The organism is Rhizobium binxianense (assembly GCF_028994275.1).
GTDB lineage: Bacteria > Pseudomonadota > Alphaproteobacteria > Rhizobiales > Rhizobiaceae > Rhizobium > Rhizobium binxianense.
In genome coordinates this window covers 3,006,448-3,027,610 of record NZ_CP118713.1, presented here as the reverse complement: position 1 = coordinate 3,027,610, position 21,163 = coordinate 3,006,448, and the positions used below count along the sequence as shown (strand labels likewise).

Genomic DNA, 21,163 nt, shown 5'->3' with positions numbered 1-21,163 from the left:
AATAAGCATCAACGCTTCGCCTTTGACTGCGGCCGCCGGCTGCCGCTATCAGCACGGCGAATCTTTTTTTGCGAGCCCCCATGTCCCTCGATCGCCTTGCCCCCGCTCTTTTCGTCCTGCTCTGGTCCACGGGCTGGGTGGTGGCGAAATATGCGGCGCTGCATTCCGAGCCCTTCGCCTTTCTGTCGATACGCTATGGGCTGTCGGCCCTGGCATTCCTGGCGCTTTGCCTGGTGGCGCGGGCGCAATGGCCGAAGAGCCGGGCGACGGCGCTGCGGGCCGTCTATTCCGGCTTTTTCCTGCATGGTTTCTATCTCGCCGGTCTCTGGTGGGCGATCGCCAATGGCGTGCCGGCCGGCATATCAGGCATCATCGCGGCGCTGCAGCCGCTGCTGACGGCGATGGCGGCTCCCTTTCTCGTCGGCGAGCGGTTGCAGAAGACGCAGCAGCTCGGCCTGGCTCTCGGTTTCATCGGGATCGCCATCGCTATTTCGCCGAAGCTCTTCGGTCCGGCGACGGCCGATCTCGCCCTTGCCGCCGTGCCGCTGGCGGTCAACCTCATTGCCATGGGCTCCGTCACCTACGGCACGCTCTATCAGAAGAAACACCTGCAATCCGGCGACCTCAGAACCATTGCGACGCTGCAATATGTCGGCGCGCTGATTCTCACCCTGCCGCTGTCGCTGATCTTCGAGCACCAGCATTTCGACGGCACCGCGCGGGCCTATGGCGCGCTCGTCTGGTCGGTCTTCGGCCTGTCGATGGGCGGTGTCGGGCTGCTGCTTTATCTGATCCGCCGGGGGCAGGTCTCCCGCGCCGCTTCGCTGATTTACCTGATGCCGCCAGCGGTTGCCCTCGAGGCTTTCATCGCTTTCGGGGAGCCGCTGACCCTGCCTTTGATTGTGGGCACCGCGGTTGTCGTGACGGGGGTCTATCTCACGAACCGCAGGGCAGCCGAGCGGCGGACGCCGGCTGAGGCATAGACAATAAAAAAGGCCGGGAGAACCCGGCCTTTCTGATTTTCAGTCGATCAATGCTCAGGCGCGCTCGCGGCGCTGGCCGCCGCCATTGCGGGCGCCGGAGCCGCCGCGGCGATTGCCGCCGTTGCCGTCGCGGCGCGGTTCGCCGCCCTGGGCCTGCTGCGGGCCGCGATCTTCACCATGCTTGCGGGCCGGGCGGCCGTGGGCGTGGCGGTTATTGCCGCGGTGATGACCACTCGGCTCGCCATTGGCATGGTGGGCATTGGGGCCGTTATGGGCAGGACGCTGCGGCTTTGCCGCGGGGCGGAAATCGGAGGTCGAGACCAGATCGTTGTCGGGAGCAAGGTTAGGGGTCGCTTCGCCGCGGCGCTGGCCGCGGAAATCCTCGTTGCGGGCGGTGCGCTCGGGACGCGGACGACGATCGCCGCCGGCGCGGACTTCGCTACCTTCGCCTTCACGGCGCGGGCGGCGTTCCTGGCGGCTGCCGCGATGCTCGGAACGGTTCTGGTCGCCACGGCCTTCGCCGCGACCATTGCTTTCGCGACCCTGGCCGCCGCCGCGATTGCGGTTGTTGCCATTGCCGTTGCCGCGGCGAGGGCCGCTGCTGCTGATATGGGCCGGCGGTTCGCCGCCTGCGACCGTGATGTCGATGCCCATCAGGCGCTCGATATCACGCAGCAGCTTGGCTTCGTCGGGAGCGCAGAAGGCGATGGCGATGCCGTCGCGGCCGGCGCGCGCCGTGCGGCCGATGCGGTGGACATAGGCATCGGGCACTTCAGGCAGGTCGTAGTTGTAGACGTGGCTGACAGCCGGGATGTCGATGCCGCGGGCGGCGACGTCGGTGGCGATCAGCGTCTTGATGCTGCCGTCGCGGAAAGCCTTCAGCGCCCGTTCGCGCTGGCCCTGGCTCTTGTTGCCGTGGATCGAGGCGACGGAATAGCCGACGTTCTCGAGATGCTTCATCAGCTTCTCCGCACCGTGCTTGGTGCGCAGGAAGACGATGGCGCGGCCATCCGGGTTTTCGGTCAGCGACTTGCGGAGCAGTTCCGTCTTGTCATTCTTGCCGCCGACGAAATGCACGTACTGCTCGACCTTGTCGGCAGCCTTGCCAGGCGGCGTGACTTCGACGGTGATGGGATCGACCAGATATTCGCCGGCAAGATCGGCGATCGCCTTCGGCATGGTGGCCGAAAACAGCATGGTCTGGCGCTTCTTCGGCACCAGCTTGGCGATCTTGCGCAGATCGTGGACGAAGCCTAGATCGAGCATCTGATCGGCTTCGTCGAGCACGAGATAGCGCACCGTGGTCAGCGTGATCGCGCGACGGTTGACGAGGTCGAGCAGGCGGCCGGGTGTGGCAACCAGCACATCGGTGCCTTTTTCAAGCTGAAGCTGCTGCTTGTTGATCGAGACGCCGCCGACGACGACATTGATGCGCAGCGGCGACTTGCGGATGAACTTCTTCAGGTTTTCGGCGATCTGGTTCACCAGTTCGCGGGTCGGAGCCAGGATCAGCGTCCGCGTCGTGCGGTTGTCGGGGCGCCGTTCGTCGGCAAGCAGCTTTTCGATCAGCGGCAGGCCGAAAGCGGCAGTCTTGCCGGTGCCGGTCTGGGCAAGGCCGATCAGGTCGCGGCCCTCGAGGAGGAGAGGAATGGCCTGTTCCTGGATCGGCGTCGGCGTTTCGATGCCGAGCTGGAACAAGGTGGCAACGATCGGCTTGGAGACACCAAGCGATTCAAAATTAGTCAAGGTATAACCTTTCGGGGCGCCACAATGACTATCGCCGGAACGCACCATGCGATCCGGTTTCATTCTGGCGTCAAGAACCCCGCGTGAAGTGGGAACTTGTGAGTTGGAAAAAGCTTTCCAGCGCTTCTGGCCGCTCATTGGGAGTGCGGCGCTCTATCGAAATGCGCTTTTGTCCCTTCTTCCTGCGTCCGTATTTTCTAGCAGGGGCACGCTCACGCGGCGGCCGGAAGGGTGAAAGCTGAGCCGCATTTGGGCTAGTTCTCTGTGAAAGTCAAGTGCAGTGCACAAGAAAGCCTCAGCCCGGGTCACGTCAGGGCATGACGAGGACGAAGCTTTCCGAGGCGCTTTCCGCCCCGTTGACGAGGATGGCGATGCGGTGTTCGCCAGGGTAATAGCGCCGTGTCGTGATCGGCCGCATGGTGTGGCGGCGCGTCATCGCGTGACTTTGCCCGGGCGCGAGCATGAGCGTCTTGCACTTGAAGACCTTGGGCGAGAGTAAGCCGTCGCTCTTCACATGGTGGATGGCGTAGTCGATCATCAACGATTGAGGGGCTTTGCCGGCATTCGTCACCCGGATTTCGAAATCCAGTCCTTCGCCGAAAAGCACTTCGCCGTTCAGGAGCCGTAGTTCGCATGCGAGCGAAGCGGCCGCGCCGAAGCCGAAGTTGGCGAGCGCCTGCGCATGGCCGTTCTTTAGAAGCGTGCGCGAGGCGTGCTTCAGCAGCCGGCGGCGTTCGCGGGAGGCCCCCTCGATGTGACCGGCGATGAAGGCGGCGACCAGATCCGGATGATCCTTGGCGATGTCGTTCAGGCTGTTGGCGACGGAGCGGCGCACATAATCTTCCGGATCATCGATCAGTGCGGTCAGGACAGGCAGGATCGGCGCGGGGTCCTTGACGAGTTGCGGCAGGCGCATCGCCCAGGGAAGGCGCGGCCGCGTTCCCTCGCTTGCCAGCCGGCGCACATGCTGGTCGGGATCATCAACCCAGCCGGAAATGATGGCAAGCGCGCGTTGCTGATCGCGATGGATGAATTGCCGGATGCCGAATTCGGCGGTGAAATGCGGTGTCAGTGCTTTCAGGAGGTCGAGGCCAAGATCGAAATGATCGGGACCGCGTGCTGCGATGAACTGGTTGACCGGTAACAGCATCCAGCCCGTCAGTCCGGGCTTGCCATCGGTGGGCAGGCTCGCCTTGAGGATGGCGGCGGCCTTCGGAAAATCATCGGGGAGCGTGGCAAACAGAGCGTCGCGGATCAGCGCCGAGCGGTCCATCAACTCCAGCGCCCCAAGTCCGTCGGTCGCCAGCCTTACGAAACGCTCGCGATCGAAGGAAGACGCATTGGCGGCGATGCGATCGGCTATGTTGCTGACCAGCGCTTCGTGCAGCAGGTTCTTGAGCGGTTCCGGCATGCTGATCCTCCCTCTGTGCGAGGAAACGCATTGGACCGGCGCCGCCGGGAGGTCAAGCGGCGCCGGATGCGGTTCTCTATTCCGGGCAGACTTTGACGCGATAGGGCTCGCCCCAACGGTCGTAGCGCCATTCGAGGTGGCAGTAGGCCGGCCGGTAGTAGGTCCGGTAGACCGGGTATGGGCGGTATGCAGGGTAGGCGGGATAGACAGGGTAGGCGGGGCGGGCTGCCTCGGAGAGCAGGGCTCCGCCGACGACGCCGGCGGCCAGGCCGCCCCAGAAGGCATCACGCGGACGGGCATCGGCGGTCGTGGCGGTGGCGAGCGAGGCGCCGGCAAGGGTCAGCGCGATCAGGCCCGTCGCCATGGTCTTATGAAGAACGGACATATGCTATTTCCTTATCTAGACTGGCTTCCAAAAAGCCGTGTCCAGACTCGGCCCGGATCGCGGCGGCGCAATGGCCGTGCAAGCGTCGCCCGCATTAAATTTTCGTCATGGTTTCAACGGTTGCTGACATCAAGGCTGCCGCATTGCCACAGATAGCGGTGTCCTTTCAGTCTCGTGCAAGCTCGGGTCGGCAATGTGAGGTATCTTCAGCTGGTGAGCCGGCTCGTAAAATTCCGCTGTCGAAATTTATGGTTAAAACCTTGTTAAAAGCCTTGGCCTTATAGTCTTTGTAGTTGATATTTCATTCATTGCGGGAGCGACAATTTCTTGAAATCGGTCGGGGACATTCTGGAATTGGCTTGCCGCCGGATCGCTGATCTGGACACCCCGGCCTATGTCAAGAACAGCGAGTTGCGCTATGTCGCCGTCAACGAGGCCTATGCCGACTTCCTGGGCCGCGAGATTTCCGATTTCATCGGTCGGCGCAGCCGCGAGCTCTTCGACCGTCCCGAGGAAGAGGAGCGCGAGGATAGGGAACGCCGCGCGCTGGTGTTCGGCACCGAGGAAAACGCCATCTGCTTCGATGCCACAGGCCTCGGCCATGAGCGCATCCAGATCGAAAGCTTCTCGCCGTCGCCGGATCGGGCCTATGTGCTCGGCATCTTCGAAGTGCGCGAGCAACCGCGCCGCGCGGTCGACGCCAGGGGGATTGCCGGCGATCCCGGGATTGCGGCGGATTTCGCCCGTGTGCGCGCGGCGCTGGAGAAGCTCGATCATCCGATCGGTATTTTTGGCGATGACGGTCGCCCGCTGGTCGTCAATGCCGCCTATCGCGGCGGTGGAAGGCCTGCGCCCACCGGAGATTCGGCCTGGGGTGAGAGCGTCAACGAACTCGACGTTCTCCGCACCGTCCTGGAGGACCTGCCGGTTGCGGTCTTCGTGCGCGACGACGAGCACCGCCTGGTCTATGCCAACAAATATTATGAGACCTTCAGCGGCCATTCCCGCTCCGAGTATCTGGGAATGACCGAACATGAAATGTTCGGGCCGGAAGGTGCCGATGCGATCTACCAGGAAAACCTGCTGGCGCTGAGGGACGGCATTTCGGTGGAGCTCGAGAGCGAAATGCCGAGCAAGAGCGGCCACATCTATCCCGTCATCTCGCGCGTCAACCGCGTCATGACGGCGGATGGGCGAACCTATGTCGTCGGCTCCTTTTCCGACATCTCGCCGCTCAAGGAGCGCGAAAAGGCGCTGATTGAGTCGCGCAAGCAGGAAGAAATACTGCATCGGGATATCGAGAGCATTCTGCATTCGCTGCCGGTCGGCGTTCTGATCCTCGATAACGACCACCAGATTCTCTATGTCAACGACGAATTCTACAGCATCTGGGAGCTGCCGCTCGACGATCGCTTCGACGGCCGCCCCTTCATCGACGTCATCCGCCGCAATTTAGAGCTCGGACGCTACGACGGCACGCAGACGCCGGAGGAGATCTACGCCTTCCGCAAGCATCTGTTCGAGGCCGAAGTGCCTGAGCCGATCGAGCTCGGCTGGGCGGGGGGCAAATCCGTCATCTTCGACAGCCGCCGCATCTCCAACGACCGTATCCTGCTCACCTATGCCGACATCTCGGCGGTGCGCGAGCGGGAAAAGGAAATTCATGAGACCCGCGCCGCGCTCGAGCGGGTCGGCGAGATGATGCGCGATGCGACACATGCGATGTCGCAAGGTCTTGCCATCGTCCAGGACGGCATCATCAAGATGTCCAACGGGGCGATGGCCGATATCCTGCAGATTCCACCCGCCTATATCGAAGCCGGGCAGGGCTGGCTCGGCATGTTCGAATTTTGCGCGGCGCGCGGCGATTTCCACGATGCCGCTGCCGAAATCCTGCAGGGCTGGCGCGACAATATCGCCGCGAGGCTGCCGATCTCCACCGTCTTCCATGTCGGCGGCGAGCGCTGGGTGAACATGGATGCGACGATCACCAAGGGGCAGCATTGGGTGGCGCTCTTCACCGACGTCACCGAGCTCAAGAGCCGCGAGGAGGAGTTGCGCCATCTCTTGTCGCGCGCCGAAGCCGCCGACCGCGCCAAATCCGAATTCCTCGCCAATATGAGCCACGAGATCCGCACGCCGATGAACGGCGTGCTCGGCATGGCGGAACTGCTTGCCAAGACCGATCTCGATACGCGGCAGAAGACCTTCGTCGACATCATCGTCAAATCCGGAAATGCGCTGCTGACCATCATCAACGATATCCTCGACTTCTCGAAGATCGATGCCGGACAGATGAAACTGCGCAAGGCCGCCTTCGACATCACCGAAGCGGTGGAGGATGTGGCGACGCTTCTGTCCTCGCATGCGGCCGAGAAGAATATCGAACTCCTGGTGCGTGCAGCACCGGATCTGCCCGCCGCCGTGATCGGCGATGCCGGGCGTTTCCGGCAGGTCGTCACCAATCTCGTCGGCAATGCCGTCAAGTTCACCGAGCGCGGCCATGTCTTCGTCGATGTCGGCTTCGAGCCTGCTGCCGGCGGCGAGATCATGGCGAATATCCGCATCGAGGATACCGGCATCGGCATCCCGAGTGAAAAGCTCGAAACGGTCTTCGACAAGTTCTCGCAGGTCGATGCCTCCTCGACCCGGCGGCATGAGGGAACGGGCCTCGGGCTTGCGATCACCGCCGGGCTCGTCGACCTTTTCGGCGGCTATCTCAACGTCGAGAGCGAATGGGGCAAGGGCTCGGTCTTCACCGTCAACCTGCCGTTTGCGGTGGCAGCCGCCCGTGTCGAACCGAGACCGCTGCCGATCAATGTGCAGGGTGCCCGCATCCTCGTCGTCGACGACAATGACGTGAACCGACGCATCCTCACCGAGCAGCTGTCGCTTTGGGGCTTCGACGGCGTGGCCGCCGAGGGCGGCGGTACCGGTCTTGCGATCCTGGAGGCGGCGGCCGATCTCGACATTACCGTCGATGCCGTCGTGCTCGATTATCACATGCCCGATATGAACGGTGCCGATGTCGCGCGCCGGCTGCGCGCCGATCGCCGTTTTGCCGAGCTGCCGATCATCTTCCTGACGTCGATGGATATTTCCGGCACGGAAAAGGAATTCGCGGCGCTGAACGGTCACGCGCATCTGATGAAGCCGGCGCGCGCCAACGTGCTGCGCAACACCGTCGTCGAAGTGGTGCGCGCCCGGCGCGTGAAACAGGCGTCGGAAGCCGAGGTCGCCCGGCTGCAGGCCGAGGCAGCCGTGCCTGTGCCGGCGCCTGTGCCCGCAGCGCAGCCGCGGCCGGCCGAATTCGTCGACGTGCTCGTCGCCGAGGACAACGAGGTCAACCAGATCGTCTTCACGCAGATCCTGCAGGGAACGGGTCTTTCCTTCCTCGTCGTCGAGAATGGCGCGGAGGCGGTCGCGGCCTGGGAGCGGCACGCGCCGCGCATCATCATGATGGACGTCTCTATGCCCGTCATGAACGGCCATCAGGCGACCCAGACGATCCGCGAACGGGAACAGGGCCGGGGCCACCGGGTGCCGATCATCGGCGTCACCGCCCATGCGCTCGAAAGCGACCGCGAACTCTGCCTCGACGCCGGCATGGACGACTATATGTCGAAGCCGATCAGCCCGGAACTGCTCGAGGAAAAAATCCGGCAGTGGCTCGGGAAAGACGAACTGCAGCCTGGGCGCACCAGCTACTGATCCTTGCGGGGAAATAGGGCAATCACGAACGGCTTCCGTATTTGTCTTCAAGACGCGCGGCAACATCGCCGATAGGCTTGAGACGCCCTGCATCCGCGTCGGCGGTCCCTCGGCCGATCGCCAGATCGAGCGCCGTCAGCCGATTTCCCCGCCTCGATTTCGCGAGCTCGTTTACATCGTTTTCGAGTTTCTGCCTCAGATTCTCGCCGCTTGCCATATCCACTCCTTTTCGGAAACTGTCTCGCAAAGCGATAGCCTTGGCAATATTGGCGATAGAAGCCGGCTAGCCTTATCGGGCGAACCGCTTGATGCCGCAGAGCATCTCGCGCTTGCCGGCAAAGCCCTGGCGGCGCTCGACGGCAAAACCGGCGGCAATGAGATTGCGACGCACGAAGCCGGCCGCCGCATAGGTGGCGAAAGTGCCGCCGGCTGCGCTTTTTTCACAGACGAGCCGCATCAGTTCTTCCGACCACATCTCGCCGTTGCGCGAGGGCGCGAAGCCGTCGAGATACCAGGCGTCGAAGCCGGGCTTTGCGGCGGCGACGCCGTCAAGGGCGCGGCCGCAGACGACGCTGAGCCGTGTCTGGGCATCGAGGTCGAGCGTGACGGTACCATCAGGCGTCTGCGGCCAGGCCGCCGTCAGCGCCTCGCGTTCGGCATCGATTTCAGGCCAGTGCGACAGCGCCAGGCTGATCTCTTCGCCGCGCATCGGGTGAAGCTCGAAGGAGATGAAATGCAGGTGCTGGCCGCCTATGCGGTGGAGCTTCCACTGCCGCCAGGTCTCGGCGAAGTTCAGGCCGGTGCCGAAGCCGAGCTCGCCGACCATGAATTCCTCACGGCCACTCCAGCGTTCCGGCAGGCCGTTGCCGGCGAGGAAGACGTGGCCGCATTCCAGCCGGCCATCGGTCTGGCAATAAAAATGATCGCCAAAGGCGGTGGAATAGGGCATATCGCCATCGCGCCATTCGAGCGGCTGCGGCGCGCCCACGCCAATCTGATCGGGGTTCACGTCTGTCATGGAAAAAGCCGATAATCCTCAGCCGGTCTCAGGTCAATCATCTCCAGAACTGCTGATCGTCGGCGGCGGCATCATGGGCCTTTGGGCGGCCGTCCATGCAGAGCGCCGCGGCATCCATACCCTGATCGCCGACGCCGGCAGATTGGGCGAAGGTGCGAGCGGCGGCCTGCTCGGCGCGCTGATGCCGCATATGCCGGACCGGTGGTCGGAAAAGAAGCAGTTCCAGTTCGATGCGCTGGTCTCGCTCGAAACCGAGATCGCGGTGCTCGAAGCCGAGACCGGACTTTCTGCAGGTTACAACAGGTCCGGACGGCTGATCCCGCTGCCGAAGCCGCATCTCAACCGCATCGCGCGCGGCCATTCCGAGGATGCCGAACGCCACTGGCGGGCAGGCGAGCGCCGCTTCCACTGGCACTTGCTCGACAGGCCTGATGCAGATGGCTGGGTCGAGGCGTCCGCCGGCGAGAGCGGCTTCGTGCATGACACGCTTGCCGCCCGCGTCGCCCCCCGCTCGCTGATGTCGGCACTGATCGCCTTCCTGCGAGGGGCAAAACATGTGCGCATCCGGGAAAATGCTGTCGTCACCGATCTCGATCCGGATCGCGGCACGGCCGAGATCGGCGGTGAAACCATTGCTTTCGGCCGCTGCATCCTGGCCGCCGGCCATCAGTCCTTTCCGCTGCTGCAGGGGCTGACGCCAGGCTTGAAGCAGCCGCTCGGCCAGCCGGTGAAGGGGCAGGCGGCGTTGTTGAAGGCGGATATCGACCCGGCGCTGCCGACGATCTTCCTCGACGGGCTCTATGTCGTCGCGCATGAGGGTGGGCATGCGGCGATCGGCAGCACCAGCGAGAACCGTTTCGACGATCCTTTTTCGACCGATGCCCAGCTCGACGCGCTGATCGAGGCGGCGCGGGCGATCGTGCCAAGCCTTCGCGACGCTGCCGTCGTCGAGCGCTGGGCGGGGCTTCGCCCGAAGGCAATCGACCGGGATCCGATGATCGGCCGCCATCCCGATCACCCGCGCCTGATCGCGCTGACCGGCGGCTTCAAGGTCAGCTTCGGCCTTGCGCATCGGCTGGCGGAAGCGGCAATCTGTATCGCAGGCGATGCGGACTGCGGATTTTTGCTGCCGGAGAGCTTCGCGATTTCAAATCACATCGCTGCGGCTTCACGTTAAACGCGAATTAGTTCCAGCGTCGTTTCGTTATTCTGTCATGCAAATCACCTATCTGCTTGCGCATCGACAGCGCCTGAAGTCACCGGCGCTCACTTCCTTGATGGAGGAAATCGCATGCGTTATGCCATTTGCTTCACGCCTCCGGCGAGCGACCCGCTCTCGCTCGTGGCCGCCAATTGGCTTGGCCGAAACGTGTTTTCTGGTGATGTGACGGAGCCTCCGGCCATTCGCGGCCTCGGCATTCACGAAATCGCCTTCCATACGGCCGTGCCGCGGCGCTATGGTTTTCACGGTGTTTTGAAAGCGCCGTTCCACCTCTCCTCCGACGTGTCGGAATCTCAACTCTTGCGCGATCTTATGCGTTTCTCCGGAACGGTCCTTCCCTTCCGGATGCCGCGCCTCGAAGTTGCCAGGCTCGGCAATTTCTACAGCCTGCTGCCGAATATCCCCTGTGGGCAGATCCAGTATCTGGCCTCGGCGATCGTGCAGGAATTCGATCGTTTCCGTGCGCCGCTCAGCGAAGCCGAGATCGAGCGCAGCGATCCGGACGGCTTGTCGGCAGCGCAGTTCGCCAATCTGCATCGTTGGGGCAATCCATACGTGATGGAGGAGTTCCGCTTTCACATGCCGGTGACGGGCCCGATCAACGCGATCGACATGCCGCGCATCGAGCCGGCGCTGCGGACGATCTTCGAGCCTGTGTTGAGAGAGCCGATCATGGTTTCGAACGTGGCGCTGATGATCGAGGAGGGCACCGGCGGTCCCTTCCGCGTTCATTCGCTGCATCCGATGGGCAAGGTCAGCGCGCGCAAGATTGCCTGAAGTTCCGTGCGCTAAGGATTTGTTCCGTAAAGGGAAAATTCCGTTGCGCAGTTTCCGTCTCGACATTCCGGCTGCGGATGATACCGTTCCCCGTCTTTTTAGAAGGTGATTTGATGGTATCCGAGACTTATCCGCGCAATCTGGTCGGCTACGGGCGTCAGACGCCCGATCCACAATGGCCGGACGAGGCACGCATCGCCGTGCAGTTCGTCATCAATTACGAGGAGGGGGGCGAAAGCTCGATTCTCGACGGCGACCCGGCGTCCGAAAACCTGCTGTCGGAGATCGTCGGTGCGGCCGCCTGGCCGGGGCAGCGCAACCTCAACATGGAATCGATCTACGAATATGGCTCGCGCGCCGGTTTCTGGCGGCTCTGGCGGATGTTCACCGATCTCAAGGTGCAGGCAACCGTCTACGGGGTGACCTTGGCCATGGCCCGCAACCCTGAGGCCGTCGCCGCCATGAAGGAGGCGGGTTGGGAGATCGCCAGCCACGGCTACCGCTGGCTGGAATATAAGGATTTTCCGGAAGATCTGGAGCGCAAGCACATCCTCGAAGCCGTGCGTCTGCACACCGAACTCACCGGCGAGCGGCCTTACGGCATGTACCAGGGCAAGCCTTCCGACAACACGCTGCGGCTGGTTCAGGAGGAGGGCGGTTTCCTCTATTCCTCCGATTCCTATGCCGACGACCTGCCTTACTGGGTCAAGGGCGTCGACGGGAAACCTTTCCTGATCATCCCCTATACGCTTGAAACCAACGACATGCGGTTTGCGACGCCGCAGGGCTTCAACTCAGGCGATCAGTTCTTTACCTATCTCAAGGACGCTTTCGACACGCTCTATGATGAAGGCAAGGATGGCAGCCCGAAGATGATGTCGGTCGGCCTGCATTGCCGCCTCGTCGGTCGCCCCGGACGGGCGGCGGCGCTGAAACGCTTCATCGAATATGTGCTGAAGCACGACAAGGTCTGGATCCCGCGCCGCATCGAGATCGCAGAGCATTGGCACAAACACCATCAGCCGGACGCGCTCTGATGATGTCGCGCGAGGATTTTGTCTCCCGCTTCGGCGGCGTCTTCGAACATTCGCCTTTTATCGCCGAGCGTGCTTATGACGCCGGCAGCGTGACCGAGCCGCTGACGGCATCAGGCGTGCATGCGGCCCTTACGTCCGTCTTCCGCGCGGCAAGCCAAGAGGAACGTCTCGGTGTGCTCAATGCTCATCCCGATCTTGCCGGGCGCTTGGCAATATCAGGCGAACTCACCGAAGACAGCCGCAAGGAGCAGTCCGGCGCCGGTCTCGACCGGCTGAGCCCCGCCGAGCACGCCCGCTTCACCGAACTCAATTCAGCCTATGTCGAAAAATTCGGCTTTCCTTTCATTATTGCGGTCAAGGGGCTCGGCAAGGGCGATATCCTGTCGGCCTTCGAAACACGGATCGGCAATGGTCGCGACGAAGAATTTGCGACCGCGACGGCGCAGGTTGAAAAGATCGCGCTGCTGCGCCTGACATCGATGCTGCCGGAGGCCGAATGAAAGAGCGGCGCGCAATCGACTATCTCAACGAGATGTATGAGGCGGCATCCGAAGCGCTGTCTTTCGTCGGCGGAATGGACGGGGCGGCCTTCGCCGGAGACAAGCTCACCTTCAAGGCGGTTGCCTTTTGTCACTTCACCATAGGCGCCGCGGCGTCCCGCCTGCTGGTGACCCACCCGGAATTTGCCACCGAGCATCCCGATCTGCCCTGGACAAAAATCTGCGGCACCGGCAACCGTATCCTCGAAGACGTCTTCGATCTCAATCCTTCGGACATGTGGGAGGCGACATATCGCACGCTGCCGGAGCTTCTTTCCGGGATCGATGCCGTCCGTAACTGGCATGCTCAAGGCGAGTGAAACCATTGCCCGAATTTCTCGACATTCGCCCGCTCACCAGATCCGGCTTCGCTCCCTTCGGCGAGGTGATCGAAGCCGATCCGGCCTCGATGCGGCTGATCAACGGCGGCACGACCGAACGCTTTCATGCGCTGGCCTCGGCGGAAGCGACGGGCGAGGGCGCGCGCGTCATCATCAATCTCTTTCGCGGCCAGCCGCGCAGCTTCCCTTATCAAGTCGACATGATGGAGCGCCACCCCTTCGGCAGCCAGAGTTTTTCGCCCGTTTCCGGCCGTCCCTTTCTTGTCGTCGTCTCCGAGGATGAGGAGGGGCGTCCTGCCCGGCCGCAGGTGTTTCTCGCACGCGGGGACCAGGGCGTGAACTACCGCCCCAATGTCTGGCATCATCCGCTGATGGCGCTTGGCCAAGCCTCCGATTTCGTGGTTGTCGACCGCGACGGGCCGGGCAACAATCTGGAGGAATTCTTCTTCGAAACCTCCTTCGTCATCAAGGAGCCAGCCCCATGACCGGACTGACCACGCATGTTCTCGATACCGCTCTCGGCAAGCCGGCCGCGGGCCTCAGGATCGATCTTTTCCAGCTCGACGGAGATATCCGCAGACATCTGAAGACGGTCGAGACCAATGCCGATGGCCGGGTCGACGGCGGTCCCATTCTCGTCGGTGAAAATTTCCACGTGGGAATCTACGAACTCGTCTTCCACGTCGGCGAGTATCTGCGCGGCAATGGCACGCCGCTGCCGCATCCGGCCTTCCTCGATCTCGTGCCGATCCGCTTCGGCATTGCCGACGTCACGGCGCATTACCATGTGCCGCTGCTGATTTCGCATTACGGTTATTCCACCTATCGAGGCAGCTGAATGAGGTTTGCCGCAATCGCCGATATCCACGGCAACCATCTGGCGCTCGAAGCGGTGCTTGCGGATATCCGCGCTGAGGGCATCGAGGAGATCGTCAATCTCGGCGATTTCTTCAGCGGGCCGCTGGAGGCCGGCCGGACAGCCGATATCCTGATGCCGCTTGGCCTAACCTCGGTTCGCGGCAATCATGATCGCTATCTGATCGAGCAGGATCCGGCCGCCATGCATGCCTCGGATGGCGCGGCCTATCGGCAATTGACGCCATCCCACCTCGATTGGCTGCGCAGCCTGCCGTTCGATTCCGTCTATCGCGGCGAGGCCTATCTCTGCCACGCGACGCCGAAGGACGACAATCTCTACTGGCTGGAATCGGTTTCGCCGGAGGGCTTCGTCTTTCTGAAATCGATCGAAGCGATCGAGGCGCTGGCGGAAGGCATCGACCTGCCGCTGATCCTCTGCGGCCACAGCCATGTCCCCCGCGCCGTCCGCCTTTCCGACGGCCGCCTGATCGTCAACCCCGGCAGTGTCGGCTGCCCGGCCTATGACGACGTCCTGCCTTATTACCACAAGGTCGAAGCCGGCCATCCGCTGGCCGGCTACGCCATTCTGGAAAAGACGGCTGCGGGATGGACATGGCAGTTCCGAACCGTCGTCTATGACCATATGGCGATGTCGGCACTGGCCGCCGAAAGGGGCCGGGCCGACTGGGCGGGCGCGCTGGCGGCGGGTTGGGTGAGATAGAGCATGATGCCGAAAACTGTGAGCGGTTTTCTCATGGCGTCATGCTCTAACTGTTTAATTTAGAACAGGATTCAGATTTCAGGCCGAACCGGCCTAAAATTTCCGTTCTAGTCCAGACCCGCCTGCGCTCCGATCAATCCTTCTTCGGGGGCGGAGGGACGATCGGCTTTGCTGGGGCTGCGGACGGTGTTGCCGGCCTTACCGGGGGTGCGGCAGGCGTTGCCGGCCTTGCCGGTTTTGCGCCATCGAGATTTCCAAGGAGGGATGAGATGGCATTGTCGCCCTCGAAGCCGGCTTCCTTCAGCAATTTGTCGAGGATCGGTTTGTTGGCCTGGTAGGAGAGGAGCTGGCCGGCCAGTCCTTCGCCGAGGCCGATGCCGTTTTCGCCGCCCGCGCCGTTTCCACGGCCGAGCATGCCACCGGTATCGAAGATCCTGATGTCGGAAATCTTCTCGATCGGCTTGACCGCCTCGGCGAGCGCCTCGGGAATGATGCGGATCCGCTCGCGGGTGATCTCGAACTCGATGATGGCAGCGCTCAGTTTGTTGCGGGCGTCGTTGAGCAATGCCTCGCTCTCGGCCGCGGCCTTGCCGGTTTCGAGAATACCCTTGGCCTTGATGATCGCCGCATCCGCCTCGGCGGTCGCGAGCGTCTTGATAGCCTCGGCCTGGTCGCTTGCCGCCTGTTTTTCGGCCTCGGCGCCGACGGTGACGGCGGTTGCTTCCGTCTCGGCTTTCTTGCGCGCGTCGATCACGGCAATCTGCCTTTCGCGTTCGGCGATCTCGATCGCCTTGGCGGTGCCGACCTTTTCCTCCGCTGCTATCGCCAGCGCGCGGGCCGCTTCCGCAGCCGCCTTCGCTTCGGATTCTTCACGGCTCTTATTGGCGACGGCGATGGCGCTTTCCTGCGCCACGATCTGCAGGTCGCGTTTGGCTTCGGTGTCACGCTGCTGCACGGCGCGGGCGGAATCGATGTTGGCGCTTTCGCGAGCCTGCTTGGCGGCTGCCTCGCGTTCGGCGATCGCCTGTTCGGAAGCGATGCGGGCTTCCTCCTCGGCGCGTTTTGCCGCCTGTTCCTGCTGCGCGGTTTCGGCGCGTGTCGCCGCGGATTTGTTGGCGATGTCGCGTTCCTGGCTGAGCTCGGCTTCCCGCTTCGTCCGCTCGATGGTCAGCGATTGCTGGCGGGCCTCGAGATCCTTCTGGGCAATGGCGACTTCGGTATCGCGAACGATCTCGTTGCGCTCCTTCTTGCGGCCCTCGGTGATGCGGGTCAATGCGGCAAGACCCTGCGCATCGAAGAAGTTGTTGGCGTTGAAATGCTTGATATCGGTTTGGTCGAGGCGCGTCAGGGATACGGATTCGAGTTCGAGACCGTTCGACTGAAGATCGGCGCCGACAGCCTCCTGTACGGCCTTGACGAAATCCATGCGCTGTTCCTGCAGCGCGTCGAGGTTCATTGTTGCGGCCACCGAGCGAAGGCCGTCGACGAACTTCGCTTCGATCAGGATGCGAAGCGCCTCGGCGTCATTGGTCCGGTTGCCGAGCGTCTGGGCGGCAAGCGCAATCGAGGAGGCATCGGGTTTCACGCGCACATAGAACTCGGCGCCGATATCGACGCGCATCCGGTCCTTGGTGATCAACGCATCACCTTCACCGCGGCGAACCTCGAGCCGCAGCGTCTTCAAATTGACCCTGGCGATCGAGTGGAAGATCGGCAGGACGACCGACCCGCCGTCGAGCACGACCTTCTGGCCACCGAGGCCGGTGCGCACATAGGCCTCATCGCGACTGGAGCGTGTGTAAAGAGAGGCGAGGACAAAACCGATGCCGAAGATCAGAACAATCCCAATGCCGGCTGGTAGAATAACGTCGTACATCATTGCTGGTCCCTCAAAGATTGATTGTCCGCATCGGTCGGGTCGACCAGCGCGGGAATGGCAATAAACACGTCTGCCGTGCGATCGACGAGAAGAACCTCAATGCCGATCTTGAGAGGTTCCTGCCCCTTGGCGGCTCTGGCTCTCAGCACATGCCAGTTTCCATGCTGATCCTTGACGCGGACGCGTCCCGGCAGCCCCTGATCGAGCGGGCCGATCGACACTTCGGCGGTTCGGCCGAGGAAACCATCGAGATCGACCACATAGGTTTCGTCGTGCGGCACGATCCGTGCCACGGTCCTGCTCGATGCCCTGACCAGAGGGAAGGTGACCACTATGGCGGGAACGACGGCAATGAAGGCGGGAAGTGGTGCCCAGAAGGCGCCGGCGACGGCCTGTATGGCAAAGCCCGCAATGGCGAAGAAGCCAAGCGCCAGCATCAGCAGAATGAGCAGCGGAACCCCGCCGAGGTTGAGCCAGGACAAGTAGCCTGAAATGCCGTCATGCCCGTGGAAATCCGGTTTTCCCAAAAGCTCCGTGATCGAAAATCCCATGACGGTCGCGAGCATCTCGATTGCGGTCAGGCCGGCCAGGATCGCGGCGGCGATAGCGAAGGGAGCACATTCGGGGGCGAAGAAAAGTCCCATCGGCGTTACCGATTGTCCGCTTTGAAGCGCGCGAGGCGTGCCTCGATCGCCTGTTCGCGGTGCAATCGGTCGAGCTCGTCCAGCTCCGAACTAAGGGCATGTTCGCCTGATGGAACACCGGTCAGCCGCGACACGGCCGCCGCAGCCCTGGCAGCATCGGCGCCCGGCGCCAGCCGGCTGTGACCCGCTGCGGCGCCTTCGGGATGTCTGGCGATGCTGCGCTTGAAGTCGGCAAGGCGAGCGTCCGCCTCGCGGCGCGTGGCGAGCACGGCCTGCAAGGCTTTCTGGCCGTCGTCCAACTGCTCCCTGGCATCGGCCAGTGCCTTATCCAGAGCTGCGATCTGGGATTCGAGATCGATCTGGCGGGCAACGCCGGCCTTTGCCAGGTCATCGCGCCCGGACGAGACAGCGAGGCGGATTTTCGCGTCGAGCGCCTTCATGTCCTCGACGATTTCGTCCTTGCGGCTCTGGATGCGATATTCCTCGGCGCGCGCCTTGCCAAGATCGGTGCGGGCCTCGTCCGCCGCTGCATCGATTTCGCGGATCGCCTGTTCGATGACGGCGATCTTGTTGACGCCTTCCGCCTTGTCGACCGCCGCATTGGCGATGCCGGCAATGAGACGACCCATGCGTGAAAGAATGCCTTCGTTCGTCATGTTTTCCTCCATCCGAGCGGAATTCGGCGTGACGCCGATATGAATCTCGTAGCGATCCTGGCCGGCCACAAGGTAGGCCGGAAAAATACTCTCCCATCCCCTGGAATAACCCGCGACATCGAAGGGTACGGCAACGCGCCCATGCACCGTGGCGATCGTCAGATCCGAGGGGCCCTTGATGGCGAAGAGCTTGTCATCGAGCGGCAGAAGCGGCGGATCGGCGCTCGCGCCGCGATTGGCGGCGAAATCGCGAAGACCGAGTGTCACCAGCCGCGCCGGTAGGCCTGTTTGCTCGCGGACGGTTTCATAGGCAAGCTCATGCAGCACGACGAGGTTGGCGCCCGCCCTGTCGTCGATGCGTTCGCTCAGGATGTCGATCATCCTGCGATAGGCGGCAATAGTATCGTCCAGCGCCTGCCGGGCATGATCATCAGGCGCCAGCGTGTAGCGCAGCAGCGATGGGTGCGGTGTCTTGCCTGTGTTCGCCATAGGACAAAACATAAAGCACCGCTTTGGTGCTTTCAAGATGTCGCGCTAAAAATACAACCTATGTTTAACATGCCGTTAGAAGGATCGACACCGTTTCCGGATCACATTTGCCGATGGAGGAGCCGGCAGCGGATCGGCTCCGCTGCCTATCGGGTGGACGTCTGCGCCTCGCGAATACCGGCGCGGATACGATTGATGATCGTCCATATGAGAAGCAGAGCCACCACAGCCCAAAACCACGACGTCCATGCTGCAAACGTCCCGCCAACCGCGACAAAGATGCCGAGCGCGCCGAAAAGCACGGCACGGTCGCTCTTGCCCAGCGGCCCGTCGTAACGCCGGCTTGCGCCAACCGTTTGACCGAGAATGCCGGTAAATTCCGTCAGCGCGGAGAGGAATATGACTGATATCGCCGGCATCCAACCGTTCGGATCGATGAGGGCAAACGGCACATACAGGGCGACATCCGACACGACATCACCGATCTCGTTCAGATACGCGCCTAAAATGCTCTTCTGCCCATGTTCGCGTGCGAGCATGCCGTCGATGGCATTGAGGCCCATGCGCAGGAGAAACCACACAGGCACCAGCAGGAACCAATGCGGAAGCGGGGCGACGCTCAGAAAAAGGCCAAGTGCAACCGAGACGGCGGCAGCAACCGAAGTCACCTGATTGGCGGTGACGCCTTGTGCCGCAAGCGAGCGCACCAGAGGGCGAAGAATGTTCTGAAATCGAGACTTCAATTGATAAACAGACATGCTACCTCAGTGGAATTTCGTGGCAGTTGAACAGTCTATCCCGGCTCGGGCAGTGCAGATCGTCGTCGCTATGAGGACGGCCGCACTTCATAACGGTTCACGCAAAGGACTTACATTTGCAACTAGACTTTTGCAATGAAAGCAAATCACTGTGCTCACCAATGGATGCAACCTATCCACCCATCAGAATTGGAGAAGACCGTGCTGCAAACTGCCGATAGCGTGCAACCCGCCTCGACGGCCAGACCAATGCATGAATCCGAATTCGCATCGCATGACGGCACCCGACTGTTTTATCGGGCGTGGCCTTCGACGGGCGCTGCAGCGAAGGGCGCGATCATTCTTCTCCATCGCGGCCATGAACATAGCGGCCGCGTCGCCCATCTCCCCACCGAGCTCGGCCTCGATGATTTTGCCTTCTACGCCTGGGACGCGCGCGGCCACGGGCGTTCGCCGGGAGAGCGCGGCTACTCGCCATCCTTTGCGGCCTTGGCGCGTGATCTCGATTGCTTCGTCCGCCATGTTAGCGAGACAAGCGGTATCTCAGTCGAAGACATCGCCGTCATCGCGCAGAGCGTCGGCGCGGTGCTGGCCACCACCTGGGTGCACGATTATGCGCCGCCGATCCGCGCGCTGGTGCTCGCCTCACCGGCCTTCAGCGTCAAGCTCTACGTGCCTTTTGCCAAGGAAGGCATTGCGCTCTGGGAAAAGCTCAAGGGGACATTCTTCGTCAATTCCTATGTCAAGGCGAGGTTTCTGACGCATGATCCCGAGCGCATCGCCTCGTACGAATCCGACCCATTGATATCCAGGCCGATTGCCTCCAACATCCTGGTGCAGCTCTATGAGGCGGCAGCCCGGCTCGTCGCCGATGCCCGCGCGATCACCGTGCCGACCCAGCTGCTGATCTCCGGCAGCGACTGGGTGGTGCGACACGCGCCGCAGCACCGGTTTTACGAAAACCTCGGCAGCCGCATCAAGGAACGGCACGTGCTTGCCGGCTTCTACCATGACACGCTCGGTGAAAAGGACCGCGCGATTGCGCTCGCCGAGGTCCGCCGTTTTATCGAGGCGCGTTTCGCCGAGCCCCGGGCGCCTGCCGATCTTCGCACCGCCCATGTCCAGGGCTATACCAAGGACGAGGCCGACCGGCTCGCGAGCCCGCTTGATGCGACATCCCCACGCGGCATCTACTGGGCGCTCAGCCGCCTCAACATCAAGATCGGCGCTCTGGTGTCCGAAGGCATAAGGACCGGGATCAGGACCGGTTTTGATTCCGGCTCGACGCTCGATTACGTCTACGAGAACAAACCGCGCGGGCTCGGTCCCGGCGGGCGCTTGATCGACAAGGTGTTCCTCGAGGCGATCGGCTGGCGCGGCATCAGGCAGCGCAAGCTGCACTTGCAGGAGCTGATCGACCGCGCGCTGCAGCGCCTGAAAGCCGCCGGCCGCAGTACCCATATGCTCGACATAGCGGCCGGGCACGGCCGCTATGTCCTTGATGCCATCGAGACGGCTGCCGTCCGTCCCGATAGTGCGCGTTTGCAGGACTATTCCGCCATCAACGTCGACGCCGGCAGCAAGAGCATTGCCGCGCGTGGACTGAGTGATTTCGTGAGCTTCCGCCAGCAGGATGCCTTTGACGGCGAGGGGCTGGCGGCAATCACGCCGGCTCCGGATCTCGCCATCGTCTCCGGCCTTTACGAGCTGTTTTCCGACAATGCGATGATCGCCGCTTCGCTCGATGGGATCGCCCGGGCGATGCAGCCCGGCGGTCTGCTCGTCTACACCAACCAGCCATGGCATCCGCAATTGGAGATGATCGCCCGCGCCCTGACCTCGCACCGCGGCGGCGAGGCGTGGGTGATGCGGCGGCGGACGCAAGAGGAAATGGACCAGCTGGTCGCCGCGGCCGGTTTCCGCAAGATCGAGCAGCGCATCGACCAATGGGGCATTTTCACCGTCTCGCTGGCCGAGAGAGTCTGAGG

The 21,163-nt window shown here is 62.5% G+C and carries 19 protein-coding genes; 11 read left to right on the top strand and 8 right to left on the bottom strand.

The features are described 5' to 3' along the window. The first annotated feature begins 80 nt into the window (after positions 1–80). Positions 81–983 (top strand): DMT family transporter, encoded by a 903-nt coding sequence (locus PO860_RS15035; RefSeq protein ID WP_273884355.1) that lies wholly within the window; start codon positions 81–83, stop codon positions 981–983. Between the two features lie 54 nt (positions 984–1,037). On the opposite strand, the gene PO860_RS15030 is transcribed toward PO860_RS15035, so the two are convergent. From PO860_RS15030 to PO860_RS15020, 3 genes are all read right to left on the bottom strand, one after another. After that, positions 1,038–2,777, bottom strand: a complete 1,740-nt coding sequence (locus PO860_RS15030) for a DEAD/DEAH box helicase (RefSeq protein ID WP_183608348.1) — start codon at positions 2,775–2,777, stop codon at positions 1,038–1,040. 262 nt (positions 2,778–3,039) lie between these two features. Next, a complete protein-coding gene (locus PO860_RS15025) occupies positions 3,040–4,140 on the bottom strand; it encodes a DNA alkylation repair protein (protein ID WP_275037883.1) in 1,101 nt (366 codons plus the stop codon). A 76-nt stretch (positions 4,141–4,216) separates the two neighbouring features. Further along, positions 4,217–4,525: a hypothetical protein gene (locus tag PO860_RS15020; protein WP_183607931.1), complete on the bottom strand. Its 309-nt coding sequence runs from the start codon at positions 4,523–4,525 to the stop codon at positions 4,217–4,219. Between the two features lie 327 nt (positions 4,526–4,852). Between PO860_RS15020 and PO860_RS15015 the strand changes: the two genes are divergently transcribed. Beyond that, on the top strand, positions 4,853–8,236 hold the full coding sequence (locus tag PO860_RS15015) for a response regulator (RefSeq protein WP_273884353.1): 3,384 nt from the start codon (positions 4,853–4,855) through the stop codon (positions 8,234–8,236). A 289-nt stretch (positions 8,237–8,525) separates the two neighbouring features. On the opposite strand, the gene mnmC2 is transcribed toward PO860_RS15015, so the two are convergent. Then, complete coding sequence (gene mnmC2, locus PO860_RS15005; protein ID WP_273884351.1) at positions 8,526–9,254, bottom strand: tRNA (5-methylaminomethyl-2-thiouridine)(34)-methyltransferase MnmC2; 729 nt, start codon at positions 9,252–9,254, stop codon at positions 8,526–8,528. Here mnmC2 and PO860_RS15000 point away from each other — a divergent pair. The 8 genes from PO860_RS15000 (at position 9,253) to PO860_RS14965 (ending at position 14,749) form a co-directional block, all read left to right on the top strand. Continuing rightward, a complete protein-coding gene (locus PO860_RS15000; RefSeq protein WP_273884350.1) occupies positions 9,253–10,431 on the top strand; it encodes an NAD(P)/FAD-dependent oxidoreductase in 1,179 nt (392 codons plus the stop codon). The two genes, mnmC2 and PO860_RS15000, sit on opposite strands and share 2 nt — an antisense overlap. 114 nt (positions 10,432–10,545) lie before the next feature. Next, positions 10,546–11,253: a DUF1045 domain-containing protein gene (locus tag PO860_RS14995; RefSeq protein WP_180694426.1), complete on the top strand. Its 708-nt coding sequence runs from the start codon at positions 10,546–10,548 to the stop codon at positions 11,251–11,253. Between the two features lie 113 nt (positions 11,254–11,366). After that, positions 11,367–12,290 (top strand): allantoinase PuuE, encoded by a 924-nt coding sequence (gene puuE, locus PO860_RS14990; RefSeq protein ID WP_183607936.1) that lies wholly within the window; start codon positions 11,367–11,369, stop codon positions 12,288–12,290. Next, positions 12,290–12,790, top strand: coding sequence for a 2-oxo-4-hydroxy-4-carboxy-5-ureidoimidazoline decarboxylase (gene uraD / locus PO860_RS14985; RefSeq protein WP_183607937.1), 501 nt, complete (start codon positions 12,290–12,292; stop codon positions 12,788–12,790). The genes puuE and uraD overlap by 1 nt, the downstream gene beginning before the upstream one ends. Further along, the gene (locus tag PO860_RS14980; RefSeq protein WP_183607938.1) at positions 12,787–13,149 is read left to right on the top strand and encodes a HepT-like ribonuclease domain-containing protein; all 363 of its coding nucleotides are present in this window, start codon (positions 12,787–12,789) and stop codon (positions 13,147–13,149) included. The genes uraD and PO860_RS14980 overlap by 4 nt, the downstream gene beginning before the upstream one ends. A 5-nt stretch (positions 13,150–13,154) precedes the next feature. Continuing rightward, positions 13,155–13,655, top strand: a complete 501-nt coding sequence (locus PO860_RS14975; RefSeq protein WP_183607939.1) for an ureidoglycolate lyase — start codon at positions 13,155–13,157, stop codon at positions 13,653–13,655. Next, the gene (gene uraH / locus PO860_RS14970; RefSeq protein ID WP_275037882.1) at positions 13,652–14,008 is read left to right on the top strand and encodes a hydroxyisourate hydrolase; all 357 of its coding nucleotides are present in this window, start codon (positions 13,652–13,654) and stop codon (positions 14,006–14,008) included. Before PO860_RS14975 ends, uraH begins: the two co-directional genes overlap by 4 nt. Then, positions 14,009–14,749 carry a metallophosphoesterase family protein gene (locus tag PO860_RS14965; RefSeq protein ID WP_183607941.1) on the top strand — a complete coding sequence of 247 codons (741 nt, stop codon included), beginning with the start codon at positions 14,009–14,011 and terminating at the stop codon, positions 14,747–14,749. Positions 14,750–14,882: 133 nt separating this feature from the next. Here the strand turns inward: PO860_RS14965 and PO860_RS14960 are convergent, their stop codons facing one another. The 4 genes from PO860_RS14960 to PO860_RS14945 all read right to left on the bottom strand — a co-directional run bounded on the left by PO860_RS14960 (position 14,883) and on the right by PO860_RS14945 (position 19,175). Beyond that, positions 14,883–16,628: a flotillin family protein gene (locus tag PO860_RS14960; protein WP_183607942.1), complete on the bottom strand. Its 1,746-nt coding sequence runs from the start codon at positions 16,626–16,628 to the stop codon at positions 14,883–14,885. Then, positions 16,625–17,272 (bottom strand): OB-fold-containig protein, encoded by a 648-nt coding sequence (locus PO860_RS14955; RefSeq protein WP_183607943.1) that lies wholly within the window; start codon positions 17,270–17,272, stop codon positions 16,625–16,627. The genes PO860_RS14960 and PO860_RS14955 overlap by 4 nt, the downstream gene beginning before the upstream one ends. A gap of 5 nt (positions 17,273–17,277) precedes the next feature. Next, positions 17,278–18,417: a PspA/IM30 family protein gene (locus PO860_RS14950; protein ID WP_273884349.1), complete on the bottom strand. Its 1,140-nt coding sequence runs from the start codon at positions 18,415–18,417 to the stop codon at positions 17,278–17,280. A gap of 146 nt (positions 18,418–18,563) precedes the next feature. Continuing rightward, a complete protein-coding gene (locus PO860_RS14945) occupies positions 18,564–19,175 on the bottom strand; it encodes a CDP-alcohol phosphatidyltransferase family protein (RefSeq protein ID WP_183607945.1) in 612 nt (203 codons plus the stop codon). A 201-nt stretch (positions 19,176–19,376) separates the two neighbouring features. On the opposite strand from PO860_RS14945, the gene PO860_RS14940 reads away from it, so the two are divergent. Beyond that, complete coding sequence (locus PO860_RS14940; RefSeq protein ID WP_273884348.1) at positions 19,377–21,161, top strand: bifunctional alpha/beta hydrolase/class I SAM-dependent methyltransferase; 1,785 nt, start codon at positions 19,377–19,379, stop codon at positions 21,159–21,161. Positions 21,162–21,163 lie beyond the last annotated feature (2 nt).